The organism is Streptomyces sp. NPDC104096 (genome assembly GCF_055584385.1).
Map to the genome: position 1 here is coordinate 146,905 of NZ_JBVJMD010000013.1, position 19,188 is coordinate 166,092.

A 19,188-nucleotide genomic window follows, 5' to 3' on the forward strand; every position below is an offset into this window, starting at 1 on the left:
AAGTACCCCGGAGATCCTACAAGGACTCCGCTGTGCGGTTCGCGCGCACCATGTCGACGAACAGGGAGTGAACACGGTGGTCCCCGGTCAGCTCCGGGTGGAACGACGTGGCCAGCGCGTTGCCCTGACGTACGGCGACGACATGGCCCTCGTGCTCGGCGAGCACCTCGGCCCCGGCCCCGACGGACTCCACCCACGGGGCGCGGATGAAGACACCCTCTACAGGATCGCCCTCGATGCCCTTGACGTCGACCGCCGCCTCGAAGGACTCGTTCTGCCGTCCGAAGGCGTTGCGGCGCACGATCATGTCGATGCCGCCGATCGTCTCCTGGCCCGAGCGCGGGTCGAGGATCTTGTCGGCGAGCATGATCATGCCCGCGCAGGTGCCGTAGACCGGCATTCCGGCCGCCACGCGCGCGCGGAGCGGTTCCATCACGCCGAAGAGGACGGCCAGCTTGGAGATGGTGGTGGACTCGCCACCGGGCAGGACCAGGCCGTCCAGCTCGGCCAGTTCCTCGGGGCGCCGCACCGGCCTGGCCACGGCGTCGGCCGCGGCCAGGGCGATGAGGTGCTCCCGTACGTCGCCCTGAAGGGCCAGGACGCCGATCACAGGTGCGTCGTTCATGTGGGTTACCAGCCGCGGTTGGCGTAGCGCTCGGTCTCGGGGAGGGTGTCGCAGTTGATGCCGACCATGGCCTCGCCCAGGTTGCGGGACGCGTCCGCGATGATCTTCGGGTCGTCGTAGAAGGTGGTGGCCTTCACGATGGCGGCGGCACGCTTGGCCGGGTCGCCCGACTTGAAGATGCCGGAGCCGACGAAGACGCCCTCGGCGCCGAGCTGGCGCATGAGCGCGGCGTCGGCGGGGGTGGCGACACCACCGGCGGAGAACAGCACGACCGGGAGCTTGCCGAGCTCGGCGACCTCCTTGACGAGCTCGTACGGGGCGCGCAGGTCCTTGGCGGCGGCGTACAGCTCGTTGTTGTCGAAGCCGCGCAGCCGGGCGATCTCGTTCTTGATCTGGCGCAGGTGGCGGACGGCCTCGACGACGTTGCCGGTGCCGGCCTCACCCTTCGAGCGGATCATCGCGGCGCCCTCGGCGATACGGCGCAGGGCCTCGCCCAGGTTGGTGGCACCACAGACGAAGGGGGTGGTGAACGCCCACTTGTCGGAGTGGTTGACCTCGTCGGCCGGGGTGAGGACCTCGGACTCGTCGATGTAGTCGACACCGAGCGACTGGAGGACCTGGGCCTCGACGAAGTGGCCGATCCGCGACTTGGCCATGACCGGGATGGAGACGGCCTCGATGATCTCCTCGATCATGTTCGGGTCCGACATCCGGGCCACGCCGCCGTCCTTGCGGATGTCGGCGGGGACCCGCTCCAGCGCCATGACGGCGACGGCGCCGGCGTCCTCGGCGATCTTGGCCTGCTCGGCGTTGACGACGTCCATGATCACACCGCCCTTGAGCTGCTCGGCCATGCCGCGCTTCACGCGGGCGGTGCCGGTCTCGGGGGCCTGGGCGGTGGGGGGAATCGTGCTGGACACGGGTTGACCTCGCTCTGAGAAGAGGATTTCTACAGCAGGGAGGAAACGGGATCGGACCAGGCCACAGCAAGGGCCAATGGGGAGGCGGTGGATCCTTTTGGCCCGCAGCCCGGTCCGCCGTGCCTCAGACGGCGCGGTCCGCCAGGGCTACGGGGGGCTCGTCGTCCATCTCGAAGGCCATGGGGAAGGGCGCGTGCCCGGCCAGCCGGAACCAGCGCACCTTGCGGTGCTCGCGGAGCCGGCGGGCCGCTCCCACGGCGTCGTTGTGGAAGCGCCGGGCCATCGGGACCCGCCGTACGGCCTCGGTCAGTTCGTGGCTCGCGGCCTCTCCCCCGGGTGCCTCGCGCACGGCGTCCATCTGCTGCGGCTCGGCGAACACGGCCCGCAGCGCCTGGCTGAGCTCGCTCTCGGCGACCTCCCGCTGCTCCTCCTCCGCCTGCCGGGCGGCGTGCGCCGCCTCGTACAGCACGATGGAGGCGGCCGGGTCGAGCACGCCGGCCGTCGCCAGCTCCTGCGCCACGGAGGCCCGGCGCACCAGCTGCGCGTCGAGCGCGGCACGGGCCGCGTCGATCCGGGTGTGCAGCCGGTCCAGCCGGCCCGCGGTCCAGCTGAGGTAGAGGCCGAACGCGACCAGGACGACGAGGATCCAGATGAGGGTTGAGGTCACGGGCGGCAAGGCTACCGGGGTGCTCCGCGGGGGCGGCGGAGTATCGAGCCGGGGCCGACGTCCACGGGGCCGGCCGGGGGCTGCCGCCCCCGGGTCCCCGCTCGGGCCCGGACGGCTCCGTCCCCCGACGCCGGACGGGCCGGATCACGGCGGCCCCGGCCACGGACGTCCGGGCCGCGGGTTTCGTGGAGGTCGGTCTTCCGGCTCGGGGTCAGTCGCGGGCCAGGCCCAGGCGGGCGCGCAGGCCCGGGCCGCGTTCGTCCGTCGCAGCCACCGCGGCGGCGCCCGCCGTGACGGTCTCGTACACGGACAGGATGTCCGCGCCGACCGTCGACCAGTCGAAGCGCCGTACATGGGCGCTGCCGCGTTCGCGCAGCTCGGCGCGGCGGGCCGGGTCGGCCAGCAGCCGCACGGCCGCCTCGGCCAGCGCGTCGGCGTCCTCGTTGGCGAACAGCTCGCCCGCCGCCCCCCGGTCCAGGACCTGGGCGAAGGCGTCGAGGTCGGAGGCGAGCACCGGGGCGCCCGCCGACATCGCCTCGACGAGGATGATGCCGAAGCTCTCGCCGCCGGTGTTGGGGGCGATGTACAGGTCGAGGCTGCGCAGGAAGCGCGCCTTGTCCTCGTCGCTGACCATGCCGAGGAACTCCACCCGGGAGCGCAGTTCCTCGGGCAGCGACTCCACCGCCGCCTCCTCGTCGCCGCGTCCCGCGATCAGGAGCCTGGTCCCCGGGCGGGCGGCGAGGATCTTCGGCAGGGCCCGCATCAGGACCGGCAGGCCCTTGCGGGGTTCGTCGATGCGGCCGATGAAGCCGATGGTGTCGCCCTGCCACTCGGGCCTGGGCTCGGCGTCGGCGAAGAAGTCGACGTCGACGCCGTTGGGGATGACCACCGCGTCCCCGCCGAGGTGCTCGACGAGGGTGCGGCGGGCGTACTCGCTCACGGCGATCCGCGCGCTGATCTTCTCCAGGGCGGCCTGGAGGATCGAGTACGCGGCGATCATGGCGCGGGAGCGCGGGTTGGACGTGTGGAACGTGGCCACGATCGGCCCCTGCGCGGCCCAGCAGGCCAGCAGGCCCAGCGACGGCGAGGTCGGCTCATGGATGTGGATCACGTCGAACCGGCCGTCGTGCAGCCAGCGCCGCACCCGCGCGGCGCTCAGGAAGCCGAAGTTCAGCCGGGCCACCGAGCCGTTGTACGGCACCGGGACCGCGCGTCCGGCCGAGACGACGTACGGCGGCAGGGGGGTGTCGTCGTCGGCGGGCGCCAGGACCGACACCTCGTGGCCGAGCCGGATGAAGTACGCGGCGAGGTCGCGGATGTGGAACTGGACGCCGCCCGGGACGTCCCAGGAGTACGGGCAGACGATCCCGATCCTCATGCGGCCCCTCCGGGAGCGGAGGGCGCGGGGTCGAGATCCGCGAGCCACAAGCGCTGGAGCATGTGCCAGTCCTCCGGATGGTCGGCGATCCCGGTGGCGAAGGCGTCGGCCAGCGCCTGTGTCATGACAGACGTCTTCTCGGTCCGCGTACCTGTCTCGGGCACGTCGAGCGGGGGGTGGATCCGGCCGCGCATGACCGGGGAGTCGTCGTACCAGAGCGTGACCGGCAGCAGCAGCGCGCCGGTCTGCTGGGCGAGCAGGGCCGGGCCCGCGGGCATCCGGGCGGTGTCGCCGAAGAACTTCACCTCGACGCCCGAGGCGGACAGGTCGCGCTCGGCGACCAGGCAGACCAGGCCGCCGTCGCGCAGCCGCCGGGCCAGGGTGCCGAAGGCGGTGCCGCCGCTGTGCGGCAGGACCTCCATGCCGAGGCCCTCGCGGTAGGCGACGAAACGGTCGTACAGCGTCTCCGGCTTCAGGCGCTCGGCGACCGTCGTGAACGGCGTCCGCAGCCTGGTGGTGACCCAGGCGCCCGCGAGGTCCCAGTTGGCCATGTGCGGCAGCGCGAGGACCACGCCCCGTCCGGAGGCGAGCGCGTCGGTCAGAAGGTCCAGTCCCTCGGGCTCGAAGCCGTCGCAGATCCGCTCGGCGCTCCAGGCCGGCAGCCGGAAGGACTCCATCCAGTAGCGCAGGTACGAGCGCATGCCCGCGCGCGAGAGCTCGGCAAGGCGCTCCGGGGTCGCGTCGGGCACCACGCGCGCGTAGTTGCTCTCCAGGCGCCGGACACCCTTGCCGCGCTTCTTCCAGGCGAGGTCGGCGACGGTTCGGCCGAGCCGTACGGCGACCGGTTCGGGGAGCTTCTTCACGGTGCTCCAGCCGAGCCCGTAGACCGCGTCCGCCAGTCGTTCCCGGGCGTTCACTTCGCGGCCTCGCTCCCCCGGGAGCCGTTGCCGTGCCCGGCCACGGCCGCCTCCGCCTCCGCTTCCGCCTCCGCGGACTCCCGGCGGACCGTGACGACGCGCTGGATCAGCGTGACGAGGCTGCCGACGGCGACGATCCACAGCGCGACCGGCAGCAGGTACTGGACCCCGGGCACGCCGAACGCGTGCAGGCCCGCGACTCCGGCCGCGACCAGCGAGATGACCAGGCGCTCGGCGCGCTCGACGAGCCCGTTGACGGCGACCGGCAGGCCGATCGACTCGCCGCGCGCCTTGGTGTACGACACCACCTGGCCGCTGGCCAGGCAGAAGATGGAGACGGCGCACAGTGCGTTGTCGTTGCCGCCGCCCGCGTACCAGAGGGCGAAGCCGCCGAAGATCGCGCCGTCGGCGACCCGGTCGAGGGTGGAGTCCAGGAAGGCGCCCCAGCGGCTGGTGCGGCCGAGCTGGCGGGCCATGTTGCCGTCGACGAGGTCGGAGAACACGAACAGCGTGATCACGATCGTGCCCCAGAAGAAGTCGCCCCTGGGGTAGAAGACCAGCGCGCCCGCCACCACGCCGGCGGTACCGATCAGCGTCACCGTGTCGGGGCTGACGCCCCGCCGGATGAGAAACGCGGCGAACGGTGTGAGGACACGCGTGAAGAATGCACGCGCGTACTTGTTCAGCATGGCCTTCCCGAGGGTCGGTGTGGCCGGACGGCCCCTGCTGACCTCCGGCTGGCCCATCGTAGTCACGCGCGCTCATCTGCGACGGCCGGGTTGCCGTCGGGCCGTGTCACGGCCTGACGGTGTACACGTCACGGCCGGGCCGCGGCCTCCCGGGCACGGCCGGATGGCGCGATCCCGTCCTCCGTATGGACGCACCGTGACAGGAGTGGAAAGCTCGAAGGACCGCGGGCGTCATCGGAGCCGCCACCGGTGGGGGGCCTCCGGACTCGGTCCGGGAGCGGAGTTCCGGCATGCCCGCGCCCACAGTGACCTCACCGTGCACGGGAGGCAAGGCCATGGGCGACAAGGCGAACGCACACCCCGGAGCCGCCGGCAGGGCTACGGCGGCCGACCACCCCGCGTCCATACGGAATGTGGTGCTGGTCGGCCACTCCGGATCGGGCAAGACGACTCTGGTGGAGGCTCTCGCGCTGACCGCGGGAGCGGTGAACCGGGCGGGCCGCGTGGAGGACGGCGGCACCGTCTCCGACTACGACGACATCGAGCACCGTCAGCAGCGCTCGGTACAGCTTTCCCTGGTGCCCGTCGAATGGGACGGCATCAAGGTCAACCTGCTCGACACCCCCGGATACGCCGACTTCGTCGGAGAGCTCAGGGCCGGTCTGCGCGCGGCGGACGCGGCCCTCTTCGTCGTCTCGGCGTCGGACGGGGTGGACGGCTCGACCCGGATGGTGTGGGAGGAGTGCGCGGCCGTCGGGATGCCGCGGGCGATCGTCGTCACGCACCTGGAGTCGGCGCGCGCCGGCTTCGAGGAGATGACCCAGATCTGCGCGCAGGCGTTCGGCGGCGACGACCCCGACGCGGTGCTGCCCCTGTACCTGCCGCTGCACGGCCCCCAGGGGCCCGACGGGCACGCGCCCGTGACCGGGCTGACCGGGCTGCTGTCACAGAAGCTGTTCGACTACGCGTCCGGCGAGCGCAAGGAGGCCGAGCCGGGTCCTGAGCAGCTGCCGGGGATCGAGGCGGCCCGCAACCGGCTGATCGAGGGGATCATCGCCGAGAGCGAGGACGAGACCCTCATGGACCGCTACCTCGGCGGCGAGAGCATCGACATCAAGACGCTGGTGGAGGATCTGGAGCGGGCCGTCGCACGCGGAACGTTCTTCCCCGTCCTGGCCGCCGCCCCGGCGGCCGAGGGCGCCCGGCAGGGCATCGGCACGGTCGAACTGCTGGAGCTGATCACCGGAGGTTTCCCGACCCCGCTGGAGCGGGAGGCGCCGGCCGTGAGCACCGTCGACGGCCGGGCGCGCGAGCTGAAGCCCTGCGACCCCGCCGGACCGCTGGTCGCCGAGGTGGTGAAGACCACGTCCGACCCGTACGTCGGCCGGGTCTCCCTCGTCCGCGTCTTCTCCGGCACCCTGCGGCCCGACGAGACGGTCCATGTCTCCGGGCACGGGATGGCCGACCGCGGTCACGAGGACCACGACGTCGACGAGCGGATCGGCGCCCTGTCGACGCCCTTCGGCAAGCAGCAGCGGCTGCTGACACAGGCCATCGCGGGCGACCTCGCGTGCGTGGCGAAGCTGAGCCGCGCGGAGACCGGGGACACCGTCTCGGCCAAGGACGACCCGCTGCTCATGGAGCCCTGGCAGATGCCCGACCCGCTGCTGCCGCTCGCCATCCAGGCGCACAGCAAGGCCGACGAGGACAAGCTGTCGCAGGGGCTCGGCCGGCTGGTCGCCGAGGATCCGACGATGCGTCTCGAACAGAACCAGGACACCCACCAGGTGGTGCTGTGGTGCCTCGGCGAGGCGCACGCGGACGTCGCCCTGGAGCGGCTGCGCAGCCGTTACGGCGTCCAGGTCGACGTGGTGCCGTACCGGGTCTCGCTGCGGGAGACGTTCGCGGACCGGGCCGCCGGGCGGGGACGGCACGTCAAGCAGTCGGGCGGGCACGGCCAGTTCGCCATCTGCGAGATCGAGATCGAGCCCCTGCCGGGCGGTTCCGGCATCGAGTTCGTGGACAAGGTGGTCGGCGGCGCGGTGCCGCGGCAGTTCATCCCGTCGGTGGAGAAGGGGATACGCACCCAGGCCGCGCGGGGCATCGCGGCGGGGCATCCGCTCGTCGACATCCGGGTCACGCTGCTGGACGGCAAGGCGCACTCGGTGGACTCCTCCGACGCCGCCTTCCAGACGGCGGGGGCGCTGGCGCTGCGCGAGGCCGCGGCGGGCGCGCGGATCCATCTGCTGGAACCGGTGGCCGAGGTGACCGTGCTGGTCGGTGACGACTACGTGGGCGCGGTGATGAGCGATCTGTCCGGGCGGCGCGGCCGCGTGGTCGGCACCGAGCAGCTGAGCACCGGGCGCACCCTGGTCAGGGCGGAGGTGCCGGAGATCGAGATCGGCCGGTACGCCGTCGACCTGCGGTCGCTGTCGCACGGCACCGCGCGCTTCGACCGCGCGTACGTCCGGCACGAGCCGATGCCGCAGCAGGTAGCCGATCGGGTGCGCGAACAGACGGTGGACGTGGCGTAGCCGGTGTCCGGCCGCGGCCGACCGCGGCCGGACCCGCACCGGAGCAGGCCGCCGGACGCACCGGTCCGGGTGTCTGTACGAGCACAACTGCGCCCGGGCGCAGGGGATCCGGGGTCCGACCTCGCACAACCGCCGCCGGACGCACCGGATCAGGTGTCCGGCGGCGCACGACCCGCGCCGCGGGCCTCGGGACAGGCGTACGGCGGCGCACAACCGGCGCACGCGGTACGGCCGTACAGCACTGCGCGAGCCTGCGTGCTGGAATGCCCCCCTCCGCGTCGGCGGCCCGCTTCGGCGGACCGCCGACGAAGCTCCGCGCCTGCGGATACGCTGATGACCTGATCAACAGGTGTGCGGGGCCGGGAAGTCGGGAAGGCCGCAGGAGCGGGCTTGGACGGCGTTGGGGGGCGGTAATGACCGTGGACGGCGGGTACGGCGACATCTTCGGACCGCAGGTGCCGCGCACGGGCGACGAGGGGCAGACGGCCACCTTCGCGCTGGCGTCGGCGGCCTACCGGGACAACCCGGTCGAGGAGATAACCAAGGCGGACAACGACCTGCACCAGTCGACCGTCAAGGCCGGCAAGCTCTCGCTGTTCCGGCCGAACCTCGGCGAGGCGTTCTCCCGGGCCGTGGTGGACCGCATGCTGGGCAGCGGCCGCAAGCCGCTCATCCAGTCCTTCGGCACCGAGCCACAGGTCGTCGTCGAGCACTGTCTGGCCGCCAACAACATCCGCCGGGACCGCGACAACCGGCTCAGCGCGGTCATGGTGCTGTGCGGCCTGATCTTCCTGCCGGGGCTGCTGGTGTGGCTGCTGGTGTTCACGATCCGCACCAACATCGACAAGCGTGACGACCGGCGGGCCTCCGCCCTGGCCACCACGCTGCTCGTGGCCGTCGGCGCGCTCGCCGTGATCTTCCTGATCCGGATGCCGTTCACGGGCTTCTGGGCGTGGTACTCGCGCGCGTCGGTGGTCCTGCCCGTGGTCGGCTGGGTGCTGGCCCGGCGGATCTGCGAGAGCACGGCCAGGGACCTGCGGGAGCGCTGGGCCGGGCTGCTGTCGGGCAGCAGCGTCGGGGCGAAGGTCCCCGAGGCGGTGCCGAGCAGCCCCCGCGAGACCGCGGCCGAGGGGCTGCGCCAGTCGCTGGCCAAGCTGAGCGCCGAGCAGCAGTCGAACTCCGTGTTCTACGCCGGCCCCAAGGGCATCCTCGGCATGGGCACCCGCTGGGGGTCCTGGCAGCTGGCCGAGGACCTGCGGCCGGCCGACCCCGCCCGGGAGATCCACCCGTTCCGCAGCTGGGACGTCATCCGCTCGATCCACGACCAGCTGCGGATGCTGGAGCGCGGGCCGCTGAACACCGGCGGCTTCCCGAAGGCGTCGATACGCCACTGGATCGTCACGCCGATCGGGGAGAACGCCAAGGCGGTGTCCCGGCCCGAGGGCACGGACGTGGAGGCGTACCAGGTCAAGCCGCACGCCATACAGGAGATCTGCAACAAGCAGCAGTTCGGCGCCGGCGACCGGCACTACCTGGGCGTGCAGTGGACGCTGTGGGACGGACAGCTGGTGATCACCATGCTGATCACGGTGACCGTGCTGCACTCGACCCTGCGCATCGAGGTCACCGGCCATGCGCTCGGTCCGGTGAACGGGCTGTTCACCACGGCCCCGGAGGCGCCGAGCAAGGAGGTCACGAAGTCCTTCAAGCCGTGGGAGACCCGCACGGTGAAGCTTCCGCTGGTGACCACCAACGAGGTGGTCCGGCTCGCCGTGCGCGCCCCGCTCACCTGGTATCCGCCGCTGCTGAACTGGCTCGGCGGGACGGTGGCCCTGCCCGAGCCGTTCGGCCTGCGGCACGCCTGGGCGGACCAGCCGTGGCGGCACCGGTTCATGGCCGACGACGCGCTGCGCGCGGCGACGCCGGTGCTGCGGGTGGTGCACGCGGCGGCGCTGCGGACGCTGGAGGAGAACGGCGTGGACATCGAGAAGTTCGGGGTGCGGTCGGGGTTCCTCAGCACGGCGGTGCAGGACGCCTCGCCGCGCAAGGCCGACCTGTACGACGCGTAGCCCCGGGCTGTAGGGGTCTCACCCACCGACACCGCCTTCGCACGGGCCCCGGCGGCCCGCACGAAGGCGGTGTCGGTTCGCGGTCGCGGTCGCGTCAGGCCGTGGGCCAGGCCTCCGCCAGCATCTTGCGGGTGTCCGCGAGGAGCTGCGGCAGCACCCGGGTGTGACCGACGACCGGCATGAAGTTCGTGTCGCCGCCCCAGCGGGGGACGATGTGCTGGTGGAGGTGGGCGGCAATGCCCGCGCCCGCCACCGCGCCCTGGTTCATGCCGATGTTGAAACCCTGCGCGCCGGACGCGGCACGCAGCGCCGCCATGGCCTGCTTGGTCAGCTCGGCGAGCTCGACGGTCTCCGCGCCGGTCAGGTCCGTGTAGTCGGCGACATGACGGTAGGGCACGGTCATCAGGTGGCCGCCGTTGTACGGGTAGAGGTTCAGCACCGCGTACACGTGCTCTCCCCGCTTGACGACCAGCCCGTCCTCGTCGGACTTGGCCGGTATCGCGCAGAAGGGGCAGCCGTCCTCGGCCCCCGGACCGGTCGGCTTGTTCTCCCCCTGGATGTAGGCCATCCGGTGGGGCGTCCACAGACGCTGGAACGCGTCCTGCGTCCCCACTCCGATCTGCTGTTCCGGCTCACTCGTCATGCAAGGCAGCATATGGCTTCGCCCGTTCGCAGCGTGTCGGCGGGGTTCGGGCAAAGGAGTCGCGGGCGAAGCTGGGCCGATGGACGACGACGACCGCATGCTGCGCTGGGAGCACCGCACGGAGTTCCCGCTCGCGCTGGCATCGCTGCTCTTCCTGGCCTCGTACGCGGTCCATGTGCTGGGCCAGGGGCTGGCAGAGTTCTGGCATGCGCTCTGTCTGACGGTGACCGGCGCGACCTGGGCCCTGTTCATCGGTGACTACCTGGTGCGCTGGTGGCTCAGCGGCCGGCGCCTGGGCTTCGTCCACCGGCACCTGCTGGACACGATGGTGGTGCTCCTGCCGCTGCTGCGGCCGCTGCGCGTCGTCAAGGTGTACGACGCCGTCCAGCACCGGCACGGGCAGCCGCGGCTCCCGTTGCCCCTTCGGGTGATGGCGTACGCGAGCCTGTCGGCCGTGCTGCTCGGCTTCTCGGGCTCGCTCGCCGTGCTCCAGCAGGAGCGCGGCGTCCCGGACGCCACGATCAAGACGTTCGGCGACTCGGTCTGGTGGGCCGCCGCCACCCTGTCGACCGTCGGCTACGGGGACGTCGCGCCGGTGACCCCGCTGGGGCGGACGATCGCGGTGGGCATGATGGCCTGTGGTCTGGCCCTGCTCGGCGCGGTCACCGGCTCGTTCTCCTCCTGGCTGCTCCAGGTGTTCGCCCGCCCGGACGAAACCGAGGGCCCCCGGAGCGGTGATCGCTCCGGGGGCCCTTGAGGTCCGCGGGACCAGACCCGCGTCCGTCCGCGGTGTCAGACCTGCGTCCGCTCCTCGACGACCTTCGCGATCTTCGCGATGGCCTCGTCGAACGGGATGCCGTTCTCCTGCGAGCCGTCGCGGTAGCGGAAGGAGACCGACCCGGCCGACATGTCCTCGTCGCCCGCGATGACCATGAAGGGCACCTTCTGCTTCTGGGCGTTGCGGATCTTCTTCTGCATGCGGTCGGAGGACGAGTCCACCTCGACGCGCAGACCCTTGGCCTTGGCCGCCGCCGTGAACTTCTCCAGGTACTCGATGTGCGCGTCGCCGATCGGGATGCCGACCGCCTGGACGGGGGCGAGCCAGGCCGGGAAGGCGCCCGCGTAGTGCTCCAGGAGCACCGCGAAGAACCGCTCGATGGAGCCGAACAGGGCCCGGTGGATCATGACCGGACGCTGCTTGGAGCCGTCGGGACCGGTGTACTCCAGGTCGAAGCGCTCGGGCAGGTTGAAGTCGAGCTGCACGGTCGACATCTGCCAGGTCCGGCCGATCGCGTCCTTGACCTGCACGGAGATCTTCGGGCCGTAGAACGCGGCGCCGCCCGGGTCCGGGACCAGCGGGATGCCCTGCTTCTCGGCCACCTGGCGGAGCGTCTCGGTGGCCTCCTCCCAGACCTCGTCCGAACCGACGAACTTCTCCGGGTCCTTGGTGGACAGCTCCAGGTAGAAGTCGGTCAGGCCGTAGTCGCGGAGCAGGTTGAGGACGAAGGTGAGCGTCCTGTCGAGCTCGTCCGCCATCTGCTCCTTGGTGCAGTAGATGTGCGCGTCGTCCTGGGTGAAGCCGCGGGCACGGGTCAGACCGTGCACGACGCCCGACTTCTCGTACCGGTACACGGTGCCGAACTCGAACAGGCGCAGCGGGAGCTCACGGTACGAACGGCCGCGCGCGTCGAAGATCAGGTTGTGCATCGGGCAGTTCATGGGCTTGAGGTAGTAGTCCACGCCCTCGTCGAGCTGCATGGGGGGGTACATGCCCTCGGCGTACCAGTCCAGGTGGCCCGAGGTCTCGAAGAGCTTCCCCTTGGTGGCGTGCGGGGTGTAGACGAACTCGTAGCCCTCCTCCTCGTGCCGGCGGCGCGAGTAGTCCTCCATGACCCGGCGGATGATGCCGCCCTTGGGGTGGAAGACGGCGAGGCCGGAGCCGATCTGCTCCGGGATGGAGAACAGGTCCAGCTCGCTGCCCAGCTTGCGGTGGTCGCGCTTCTCGGCCTCGACGAGGAAGTCGAGGTGCGCCTTCAGCTCCTCCTTGGAGGGCCAGGCGGTGCCGTAGATGCGCTGGAGCATGGGGTTCTTCTCGCTGCCGCGCCAGTAGGCGGCCGCGTTGCGCATCAGCTTGAACGCCGGGATGTTGCGGGTGGTGGGCAGGTGGGGACCGCGGCAGAGGTCCTTCCAGCACAGCTCGCCGGTCTTGGCGTCGAGGTTGTCGTAGATGGTCAGCTCGCCGCCGCCCACCTCGACGTCCGCGCCGTCGTCCGTGGACGCGGAACCCTTGATGCCGATGAGCTCCAGCTTGTACGGCTCGGCCGCGAGCTCCTCGCGGGCGTCCTCGTCGGTGACGACCCGGCGGGAGAAGCGCTGCCCGCGCCGCTGGATCTCCTGCATCTTCTTCTCGATGGCCTTGAGGTCCTCGGGGGTGAAGGGCCTCTCGACGTCGAAGTCGTAGTAGAAGCCGTCCCGGACCGGCGGGCCGATGCCCAGCTTGGCCTCGGGGAAGAGCTCCTGCACGGCCTGGGCCATCACGTGCGCGGTGGAGTGACGCAGGATGTTCAGACCGTCCTCGGAGGAGATCTCGACACCCTCGACGGTCTCGCCGTCCTGGACCGCGTAGGCGAGGTCCTTGAGCTCGCCGCCCACACGCGCGGCGACGATCGAGCGCTCGCCGGCGAAGAGGTCGGCGGCAGTGGTGCCCGTCGTCACCACGCGTTCTTCCCGCTCGGAATCGCGCTGGATGATCACGCGGACGTCTGACACCGGTCTCTCCTGACTGAAGGTGGGTGCGGCGCCGTACGGGAGCGCGCGCATGACTGGGATCGTACCGACCCCGACCCGCCCACCGCGAAACGGTTACCTTCAGTCCTCGCCCGCGCACGCCTCCTCGAAGAAGTCCAGGTTCTCCTGGAGCGACTTCATCAGCCGGTCCCGCTCCGCCTCGTCCACCTGCACCGGTACGACCCCGCCGGCGCCGGTGAGCCTGCGGAAACCGCCCCGGCTCTCCAGCCGCCCGTGCACCCGCACCGGCAGTCCGACCAGGTGGGCCTGTCCGGCGATGCGGTAGTCCTCCTCGTCCAGGGTCAGCCGGACGTGCGGGACCTCGGCGCCGGCGATCACCCGCAGCCGTACGGCTCCCTCGCCGCGGGGTCCGGACCTGCGCATCCGCTCCACGGTGCCGGTGATGCGCACCGGTACGGACGGTTCCTCGCGCAGATAGCGTGCCCCGGCCTCGCGCAGCACCGGCAGGTCGCCGGGTGAGAACTCGACGGGCTCGACCCCGGCCGCGCAGTCCTCGGGCACCCCGGCCGCCGGCGCCCAGTCGACGGCGATCCGGGCGCCCTCGGCGCCGCGCACCAGGATGATCAGTGCCTCGGTGAGCTCACGGCTGACGCCCGCCTCGACGGCTCCGTCGAAGGCGTCCATCCCGCCGGTGGCGCGCTGGTAGTCGATGGCCTCCCGGGCCGCGTAAAGCGCCTGGTGCAGCCGGACGGCGAGCGGGCGCGCGACGGCGACGGGCACGAACGCGGTCAGGCTGCCGCCCTCGGCGGCGGCCGAGCCGACGAGGACGCTCTCCAGCAGCGCGGCGGCCGAGCGCCGGTGCCGGGCCCCGTAGTAGCCGGCCCGGGCGCGGGTGGCGAGCGCGCAGGCCAGCAGCATCTGGCGGGCGCCGGAGCGGAGCTGCTCCTGCACGCTCCAGGACGTGGCCCCGGCGGGCCCGCTGGGCACGTCCCGCCACCAGCGGATCTCGTCGCTGGGCACGGCGAGCCCGACCAGCACCTCGCGCGCGGAGGGCGTACCGCTGCGGGCGAGCGCGATGAGCGCCTCGCTCAGCAGGTCGTCGCTGTCGGGGAAGGCGCGGCTCTCGGGCACCAGCAGGCTGGTGCCCGCGCCGCCCTGGCCGGGCGGGGTCCAGCGCCCGTACCGTCCGGCGGCGCCGCCGCGGCGCTGCCAGCCGTGCCGGCGCAGCAGGGCGCCGAGCACGGCCGGGTCCACCTCGCCGGGTGCGGGCGGGCTCTCCCAGGGGGCCTCGGGGTGCGGCCGCACAGGGCGCAGGGTCCCTTCGAGCGGGCGATGCGTCATGGTCTGCCTCCCGTCCCGACCCGCGTCATGATCTCGCACAGCGCCCGGTCGTCGAAGATGCGTGAGGTCGGGATCCGCACGGTGGTGCGGTGCCGTCCGGTGACGGGCACTCCCGCCAGGTTGACCCAGTAGCAGCAGTGCCGCAGGTCCAGGCGGTCGTGGCTGGCGCGCAGCCAGTCGTCCTGGGATCTGGGCACGAGCATCACGACCAGGATCTTGTGCACCGAGACGGGTGTGCGGGCGAGCTTCGCCAGGTGGTCGTTGTCGAGCGTGAAGGAGAAGAAGCGGCCCGGTGGGTTCGGCCGGATCTGGTAGGTGCACTTGAGCTGCACCTTGATGGTGACCTCGTCGTCGACGGTGTGTCCGGGCGCGCTGTGACTGACGTGCCAGTCGATGCCGTTGTCCGGAAAGGGCTGGGACAACGAGCATCCCGCGGCCGCGGCGACCGCGTGCAGATAGCCCACCTGCAATGTCTCCATGCAGGCGGTGGTGGCGAGTGTGCCGCGATGGGGTGCCGTCCGTTCGGGCAGCAGCCCGCCCCGCTCGGGCTGCGCGATAGCCATGACCAACAGCCTTCCAAGCCAAAGGTTTCCCCACGATGGGCCGCTGAACTGCAAAGACCCGTACTCCTGTTGTGTCCTTCCGGCGTACGGCGCAAACGGCCCGGGTATCACCAAACAGGCAGAAGAAGGTGCGTCACCTGCCGTGGGTGAACGAGGAGTTGTGTTCCTATGACGTACTGGTACGACGGGCCCCTGGCCGCGTTCGACACCGAGACAACGGGCGTGGACGTCGAGACCGACCGCATCGTGTCGGCCGCCCTCGTCGTCCAGGACGCCCCGGGCATGCGGCCGCGGGTGAGCCGCTGGCTGGTGAATCCGGGCGTGCCGGTGCCCGCCGGGGCGACGGCCGTGCACGGACTGACGGAGGATCACCTTCAGCGCAACGGCCGCTGGCCGGCGCCGGTGATGTACGAGATAGCGGAGGACCTGGCCGAACAGGCCGCCGCTGGGCGGCCGTTGGTGGTGATGAACGCGCCGTTCGATCTGACCCTGCTGGACCGCGAGCTGCGCCGGCACCGCGCCTCGTCGCTGGACCGCTGGTTCGACGCGACGCCGTTGCGGGTGCTGGACCCACGGGTGCTGGACAAGCATCTGGACCGCTACCGCAAGGGCCGGCGCACGCTCACCGACCTGTGCGCGCACTACGGCGTGACGCTGGACGGCGCGCACGACGCGGCGGAGGACGCGCTGGCCGCGCTGGAGGTCGTGCGGGCGCTCGGCCGCCGGTTCGCGACCCGGCTGGAGCGGCTCTCCCCCGCCGAGCTGCACACCCTCCAGACGGGCTGGCACGCGGCCCAGGCGCGCGGTCTCCAGGCCTGGTTCGCGCGCAGCGGCACGGAGGAGGTGGTGGACCAGGCCTGGCCGCTGCGTCCGGAGCTGCCGGCCGCCGCCTGAGCGGGGCACACGGCGTCCGAACGGCGTCGGGGCGGCATCGGGACCACATCGGGACGGCATGCAAAAGGGCCGGTCCGTACGGATACGGACCGGCCCTTCCCGGTGGGCGATACTGGGTTCGAACCAGTGACCTCTTCGGTGTGAACGAAGCGCTCTCCCACTGAGCTAATCGCCCGGGAACGGACTGAACCATACAGGGCACTGCGGGCTTCGTTCAAACCGCGCGCAGATGGGCGGCGAGCCCGCGCCGTCCGGCGCGCATCATCAGCCGGTGGTTGGCGCGGAAGACCGGCCGTCCCGGCACGGCGAACCGCCTGAGCAGCGGCTTGTTCACCGCCACCTCCTGCGCGTAGTGCGCGAGGGTGCCGTCGCCGTGCGCGGTGACCGTCCAGCGCGCCCAGCCCTCGATGTCGCCGGACATCGCGATCTCCAGGACGCCTGCCACCGGGTCGCACCGCACCTCGCGCGCCGTGAACGTCATGTCGTACGGCAGGACCGAGCGGATGCGGATGACGCCGGCGCTGTCGTCGAGCCGGGTCACCTCGCGGACCTGCGGCCACCACCGGGGGTAGTGGTCGGCCCGCTCCAGCGCCTCGAAGACGGTCGCGGGCGGCGCGGGCAGCGCCCAGCGGCTGCGGAAGCGGTAGTGGGTCCAGTCCATGTCCGGAGTCTGCCCGGTCCCCGGTGGTTTCTCCCAGGATCTGAGTACGCCCTGAGTACCCACGCTCATGCCGTACGGCGTGGCGCGGACCACACTCCTGAACATGACACATGTGCCGCCGCCCGCCGAGGAGTTGCGCCTCCTCGACGCCGAGCTGTGGCGGCTGGACGCCCGCCGGGCCCAGCTGCTGGCCCGTCGCGCCTGGCTGCTGACCGTCCTGCCACCGGATCCGCGACCCGACGCCCCGCGGTCCGACGGGCGCCCTCCGGTGGCGCCGCGCTCCGCGGGGCGGCCGCCGGTCGCGCCGACCCGGCCGGAGGCCGCCGCCCCCGGGGTGCAGAACGCGCTGCTGCTGCTCGGCGGTGTGCTGCTCACCCTGGCCGCGATGGTGTTCACCCTGGTGAGCTGGGGGCACCTGGGGATGGCCGGGCGGTGTGCGGTGCTGGGCGCGCTCACGCTGGCCGTGTCGGCGGCGCCGGTGGCGCTGCTGCGGCGCGGTCTGCGTTCGACGGCCGAGTCCGTCGCGGGCCTGGGAGCGGCGCTGACCGCGCTCGACGCGTACGCGCTGCACGAGGCCGGTCTCACGGGGACCGACGGCACGGCGTACGCGGCGCTCGCGTCGGCGGTGCTGGCCGCGCTCTGGGCGGGGTACGGCCGGGCCCTGGACGCCCTGCGCCTGCCCCTGCCCGCCGCCCTTGCCGCGGCCCAACTCCCGCTGCTGCTGGGCGCGATCGCCGTCGACGCGGGTGCGTACGGGGTGACGGCCGCGGTCCTGGTGACGGCCGCGGCGGACACGGCCGTGGCGCTGCGGGCGGTCACCCGGCCCGTGCGGTACGTCGCCGTCGGCGGCGCGTGCGGCCTGGGCGCCTGGGGCGCTTCGGCGGCCGGCTGGCTGTCGTGGACGGCCACCGGTCCGGGCGCCGCCGCCCGTGCGGCGGCGCTCCTCTGCCTCGCCGCGGCGATCGCGCTGGGGGCCGCCTGGAAGCCGCGCCTGCCGTCGGTCGCCCTGGTGACCGCGCCGGTCGGCGGGCTGCTGCTGGTGGTGGCCGGCGGCGGCCTGCTGCGGGCGCCGCTGCCCGACGGCTGGACCGTGCCCGCCTGTCTGGTCTGCGGTGTCGCACTGCTGGCGGCGCCGCGCGGCCGCCTCCCCGAGCCGGTGCGCGTCGGCCTGCTGCGGGCCTCCGGCACCGTGCAGGGGGTGGCGCTCGCCGCGGCACTGCCGCTCGTCGCCGTCACGGTGGCGGGTCCGCTCGGCTGGGCGGGGCGGGTCTGGTCGGGCACCCCGGCGGACGCCCGGGCCGCGGTGACGGCGGACCTGCCGTGGCCCGCGCACGCGCCGCAGCTGCTGATCGCCCCGGCACTGGTCGCCGTCGTACTGGCCGTACCGGCCGTGCGGGCGCGGGACGCGGCCCGGCGGTCGCGCGCCCTGGCCGGCGCGCTGGTCCTGGTCTGGGGCACGGCCTTCGCCCTGCCCGCGGTCCTCGCCCTCCCCTACGCCGCCGGTCTGTGGGCGCAGGGTGCCGTCACGGCGGCCGCGCTGGCGGCCGTGGCGTCCGGACGGCTGTCCGCACCGGCGCGCCTGACCGCCACGGTCCTCGCCGTGGCCGGTTCGCTCTCGCTCGCCTTCCTGGCCCTCGCCACCGAGACCGCGACGCCGGCCGTGCTGTGCGTGCTGACCGTGCTGTTCGCGGCGGCCTCGGGACGCCGGGAGGCGACCGCGGTCACCGCTCCGGCGGCGCTCGTCCACGCGGCCGCGCTGGCCTGCGCGGCCGGCGCGGCGGCGGGCTGGCCGACGCGATGCACGGCCCTGCTGGTCCTCGTGGTCCCGGCGGCCGCGGCCGTGCTCGCGGCCCTGCTCGCCGACCGGCCCGGTGCCTCCGGGGCGCGGCTGCCGGTCGAGGTCACCGGCGCCGCCGCCGCGCTCCTCGCCGTGGGTCTGGTCGTCACCGAGCCGGCGTTCCTGGCCCTGGTGCTGGCGTTGACCGGCGTGATCGCCGCGGCCACGGCGCTCCGTGCCGACCGCCGTCCCGTGGGCCATGCCGCGGCGGTCCTGTTCGTCCTGGCCGCCTGGGTGCGGCTGGCGTCCTGGGGCGTCGGCGCCCCGGAGGCGTACGCGCTGCCGGTCACCCTCCCGGCGCTGTGCGTGGGCACCCTGCGCAGGCGCCGCGATCCGTCCGTCACCTCCTGGACGGCGTACGGGCCCGGGCTGGGCGCCACGCTGCTGCCGAGCCTGGCCGCCGTCTGGGGCGACCCGCAGGGGCCGCGCCCGCTGCTGCTCGGCACGGCCGCGCTGCTGGTCACCGTGGCGGGCGCCCGGCACCGGCTCAAGGCGCCGCTGGTGCTGGGCGGTGCGACGCTCGTCCTGGACAGCCTGCACGAACTCGCCCCGTACCTGGTCCAGATGGCCGGCGCGCTGCCCCGCTGGGTGCCTCCCGCGCTCGCCGGCCTGCTGCTGCTCGCACTCGGCGCGACGTACGAGCGGCGGATCCGGGACGTCCGGCGGGTGCGGGAGGTGCTGGGGAAGATGGACTGACCGGGG

16 protein-coding genes and 1 tRNA gene are annotated in these 19,188 nt (G+C 72.8%); 5 read left to right on the forward strand and 12 right to left on the reverse strand.

Annotated elements, in window-relative coordinates:
• Window positions 1–16: 16 nt before the first annotated feature.
• From pdxT to pgsA, 6 genes are all read right to left on the reverse strand, one after another.
• Window positions 17–625, reverse strand: coding sequence for a pyridoxal 5'-phosphate synthase glutaminase subunit PdxT (gene pdxT, locus ACZ60B_RS16790; protein ID WP_469387579.1), 609 nt, complete (start codon window positions 623–625; stop codon window positions 17–19).
• Between the two features lie 5 nt (window positions 626–630).
• The gene (pdxS, locus tag ACZ60B_RS16795; RefSeq protein ID WP_351619657.1) at window positions 631–1,545 is read right to left on the reverse strand and encodes a pyridoxal 5'-phosphate synthase lyase subunit PdxS; all 915 of its coding nucleotides are present in this window, start codon (window positions 1,543–1,545) and stop codon (window positions 631–633) included.
• A 124-nt stretch (window positions 1,546–1,669) separates the two neighbouring features.
• The gene (locus ACZ60B_RS16800; protein WP_469387581.1) at window positions 1,670–2,221 is read right to left on the reverse strand and encodes a LemA family protein; all 552 of its coding nucleotides are present in this window, start codon (window positions 2,219–2,221) and stop codon (window positions 1,670–1,672) included.
• A 202-nt stretch (window positions 2,222–2,423) separates the two neighbouring features.
• Complete coding sequence (locus ACZ60B_RS16805; protein ID WP_469387582.1) at window positions 2,424–3,590, reverse strand: glycosyltransferase family 4 protein; 1,167 nt, start codon at window positions 3,588–3,590, stop codon at window positions 2,424–2,426.
• Window positions 3,587–4,507: a phosphatidylinositol mannoside acyltransferase gene (locus ACZ60B_RS16810; protein WP_469387584.1), complete on the reverse strand. Its 921-nt coding sequence runs from the start codon at window positions 4,505–4,507 to the stop codon at window positions 3,587–3,589. Before ACZ60B_RS16810 ends, ACZ60B_RS16805 begins: the two co-directional genes overlap by 4 nt.
• Window positions 4,504–5,253 (reverse strand): phosphatidylinositol phosphate synthase, encoded by a 750-nt coding sequence (gene pgsA / locus ACZ60B_RS16815; RefSeq protein WP_469387641.1) that lies wholly within the window; start codon window positions 5,251–5,253, stop codon window positions 4,504–4,506. Before pgsA ends, ACZ60B_RS16810 begins: the two co-directional genes overlap by 4 nt.
• Before the next feature lie 278 nt (window positions 5,254–5,531).
• Here pgsA and ACZ60B_RS16820 point away from each other — a divergent pair, with 278 nt between their 5' ends.
• Window positions 5,532–7,730, forward strand: coding sequence for an elongation factor G-like protein EF-G2 (locus tag ACZ60B_RS16820; protein ID WP_469387643.1), 2,199 nt, complete (start codon window positions 5,532–5,534; stop codon window positions 7,728–7,730).
• A 413-nt stretch (window positions 7,731–8,143) separates the two neighbouring features.
• On the forward strand, window positions 8,144–9,799 hold the full coding sequence (locus ACZ60B_RS16825; RefSeq protein ID WP_469387586.1) for a hypothetical protein: 1,656 nt from the start codon (window positions 8,144–8,146) through the stop codon (window positions 9,797–9,799).
• A gap of 94 nt (window positions 9,800–9,893) precedes the next feature.
• On the opposite strand, the gene ACZ60B_RS16830 is transcribed toward ACZ60B_RS16825, so the two are convergent.
• Complete coding sequence (locus ACZ60B_RS16830; protein ID WP_392622475.1) at window positions 9,894–10,454, reverse strand: HIT family protein; 561 nt, start codon at window positions 10,452–10,454, stop codon at window positions 9,894–9,896.
• Window positions 10,455–10,521: 67 nt separating this feature from the next.
• Between ACZ60B_RS16830 and ACZ60B_RS16835 the strand changes: the two genes are divergently transcribed.
• Entirely contained in the window at window positions 10,522–11,199 is a 678-nt protein-coding gene (locus ACZ60B_RS16835) for a potassium channel family protein (protein WP_469387588.1), read from the forward strand.
• A gap of 35 nt (window positions 11,200–11,234) precedes the next feature.
• Here ACZ60B_RS16835 and thrS read toward each other — a convergent pair whose 3' ends face one another.
• From thrS to ACZ60B_RS16850, 3 genes are all read right to left on the reverse strand, one after another.
• On the reverse strand, window positions 11,235–13,211 hold the full coding sequence (thrS, locus tag ACZ60B_RS16840) for a threonine--tRNA ligase (RefSeq protein WP_469387591.1): 1,977 nt from the start codon (window positions 13,209–13,211) through the stop codon (window positions 11,235–11,237).
• 99 nt (window positions 13,212–13,310) lie between these two features.
• Window positions 13,311–14,531, reverse strand: a complete 1,221-nt coding sequence (locus tag ACZ60B_RS16845) for a hypothetical protein (RefSeq protein WP_469387593.1) — start codon at window positions 14,529–14,531, stop codon at window positions 13,311–13,313.
• Window positions 14,528–15,094, reverse strand: a complete 567-nt coding sequence (locus ACZ60B_RS16850; RefSeq protein WP_152888253.1) for a DUF4365 domain-containing protein — start codon at window positions 15,092–15,094, stop codon at window positions 14,528–14,530. Before ACZ60B_RS16850 ends, ACZ60B_RS16845 begins: the two co-directional genes overlap by 4 nt.
• Before the next feature lie 168 nt (window positions 15,095–15,262).
• Here ACZ60B_RS16850 and ACZ60B_RS16855 point away from each other — a divergent pair, with 168 nt between their 5' ends.
• Window positions 15,263–15,988 carry a 3'-5' exonuclease gene (locus ACZ60B_RS16855; protein WP_152888251.1) on the forward strand — a complete coding sequence of 242 codons (726 nt, stop codon included), beginning with the start codon at window positions 15,263–15,265 and terminating at the stop codon, window positions 15,986–15,988.
• A gap of 103 nt (window positions 15,989–16,091) precedes the next feature.
• On the opposite strand, the gene ACZ60B_RS16860 is transcribed toward ACZ60B_RS16855, so the two are convergent.
• Window positions 16,092–16,163: transfer RNA gene (locus ACZ60B_RS16860), tRNA-Val, on the reverse strand.
• 39 nt (window positions 16,164–16,202) lie between these two features.
• Window positions 16,203–16,649 carry an SRPBCC family protein gene (locus ACZ60B_RS16865; protein WP_469387596.1) on the reverse strand — a complete coding sequence of 149 codons (447 nt, stop codon included), beginning with the start codon at window positions 16,647–16,649 and terminating at the stop codon, window positions 16,203–16,205.
• Between the two features lie 103 nt (window positions 16,650–16,752).
• On the opposite strand from ACZ60B_RS16865, the gene ACZ60B_RS16870 reads away from it, so the two are divergent.
• Complete coding sequence (locus ACZ60B_RS16870) at window positions 16,753–19,182, forward strand: SCO7613 C-terminal domain-containing membrane protein (protein ID WP_469387598.1); 2,430 nt, start codon at window positions 16,753–16,755, stop codon at window positions 19,180–19,182.
• The last annotated feature ends 6 nt before the right edge of the window (window positions 19,183–19,188 follow it).

Coding starts and splice junctions, on each gene's coding strand:
- pdxT (WP_469387579.1), bottom strand. CDS start 625: ATGAACGACGCACCTGTGATCGGCGTCCTGGCCCTTCAGGGCGACGTA.
- ACZ60B_RS16805 (WP_469387582.1), bottom strand. CDS start 3,590: ATGAGGATCGGGATCGTCTGCCCGTACTCCTGGGACGTCCCGGGCGGC.
- pgsA (WP_469387641.1), bottom strand. CDS start 5,253: ATGGGCCAGCCGGAGGTCAGCAGGGGCCGTCCGGCCACACCGACCCTC.
- ACZ60B_RS16820 (WP_469387643.1), top strand. CDS start 5,532: ATGGGCGACAAGGCGAACGCACACCCCGGAGCCGCCGGCAGGGCTACG.
- ACZ60B_RS16825 (WP_469387586.1), top strand. CDS start 8,144: ATGACCGTGGACGGCGGGTACGGCGACATCTTCGGACCGCAGGTGCCG.
- ACZ60B_RS16830 (WP_392622475.1), bottom strand. CDS start 10,454: ATGCTGCCTTGCATGACGAGTGAGCCGGAACAGCAGATCGGAGTGGGG.
- ACZ60B_RS16835 (WP_469387588.1), top strand. CDS start 10,522: ATGGACGACGACGACCGCATGCTGCGCTGGGAGCACCGCACGGAGTTC.
- ACZ60B_RS16845 (WP_469387593.1), bottom strand. CDS start 14,531: ATGACGCATCGCCCGCTCGAAGGGACCCTGCGCCCTGTGCGGCCGCAC.
- ACZ60B_RS16850 (WP_152888253.1), bottom strand. CDS start 15,094: ATGGCTATCGCGCAGCCCGAGCGGGGCGGGCTGCTGCCCGAACGGACG.
- ACZ60B_RS16855 (WP_152888251.1), top strand. CDS start 15,263: ATGACGTACTGGTACGACGGGCCCCTGGCCGCGTTCGACACCGAGACA.
- ACZ60B_RS16865 (WP_469387596.1), bottom strand. CDS start 16,649: ATGGACTGGACCCACTACCGCTTCCGCAGCCGCTGGGCGCTGCCCGCG.
- ACZ60B_RS16870 (WP_469387598.1), top strand. CDS start 16,753: ATGACACATGTGCCGCCGCCCGCCGAGGAGTTGCGCCTCCTCGACGCC.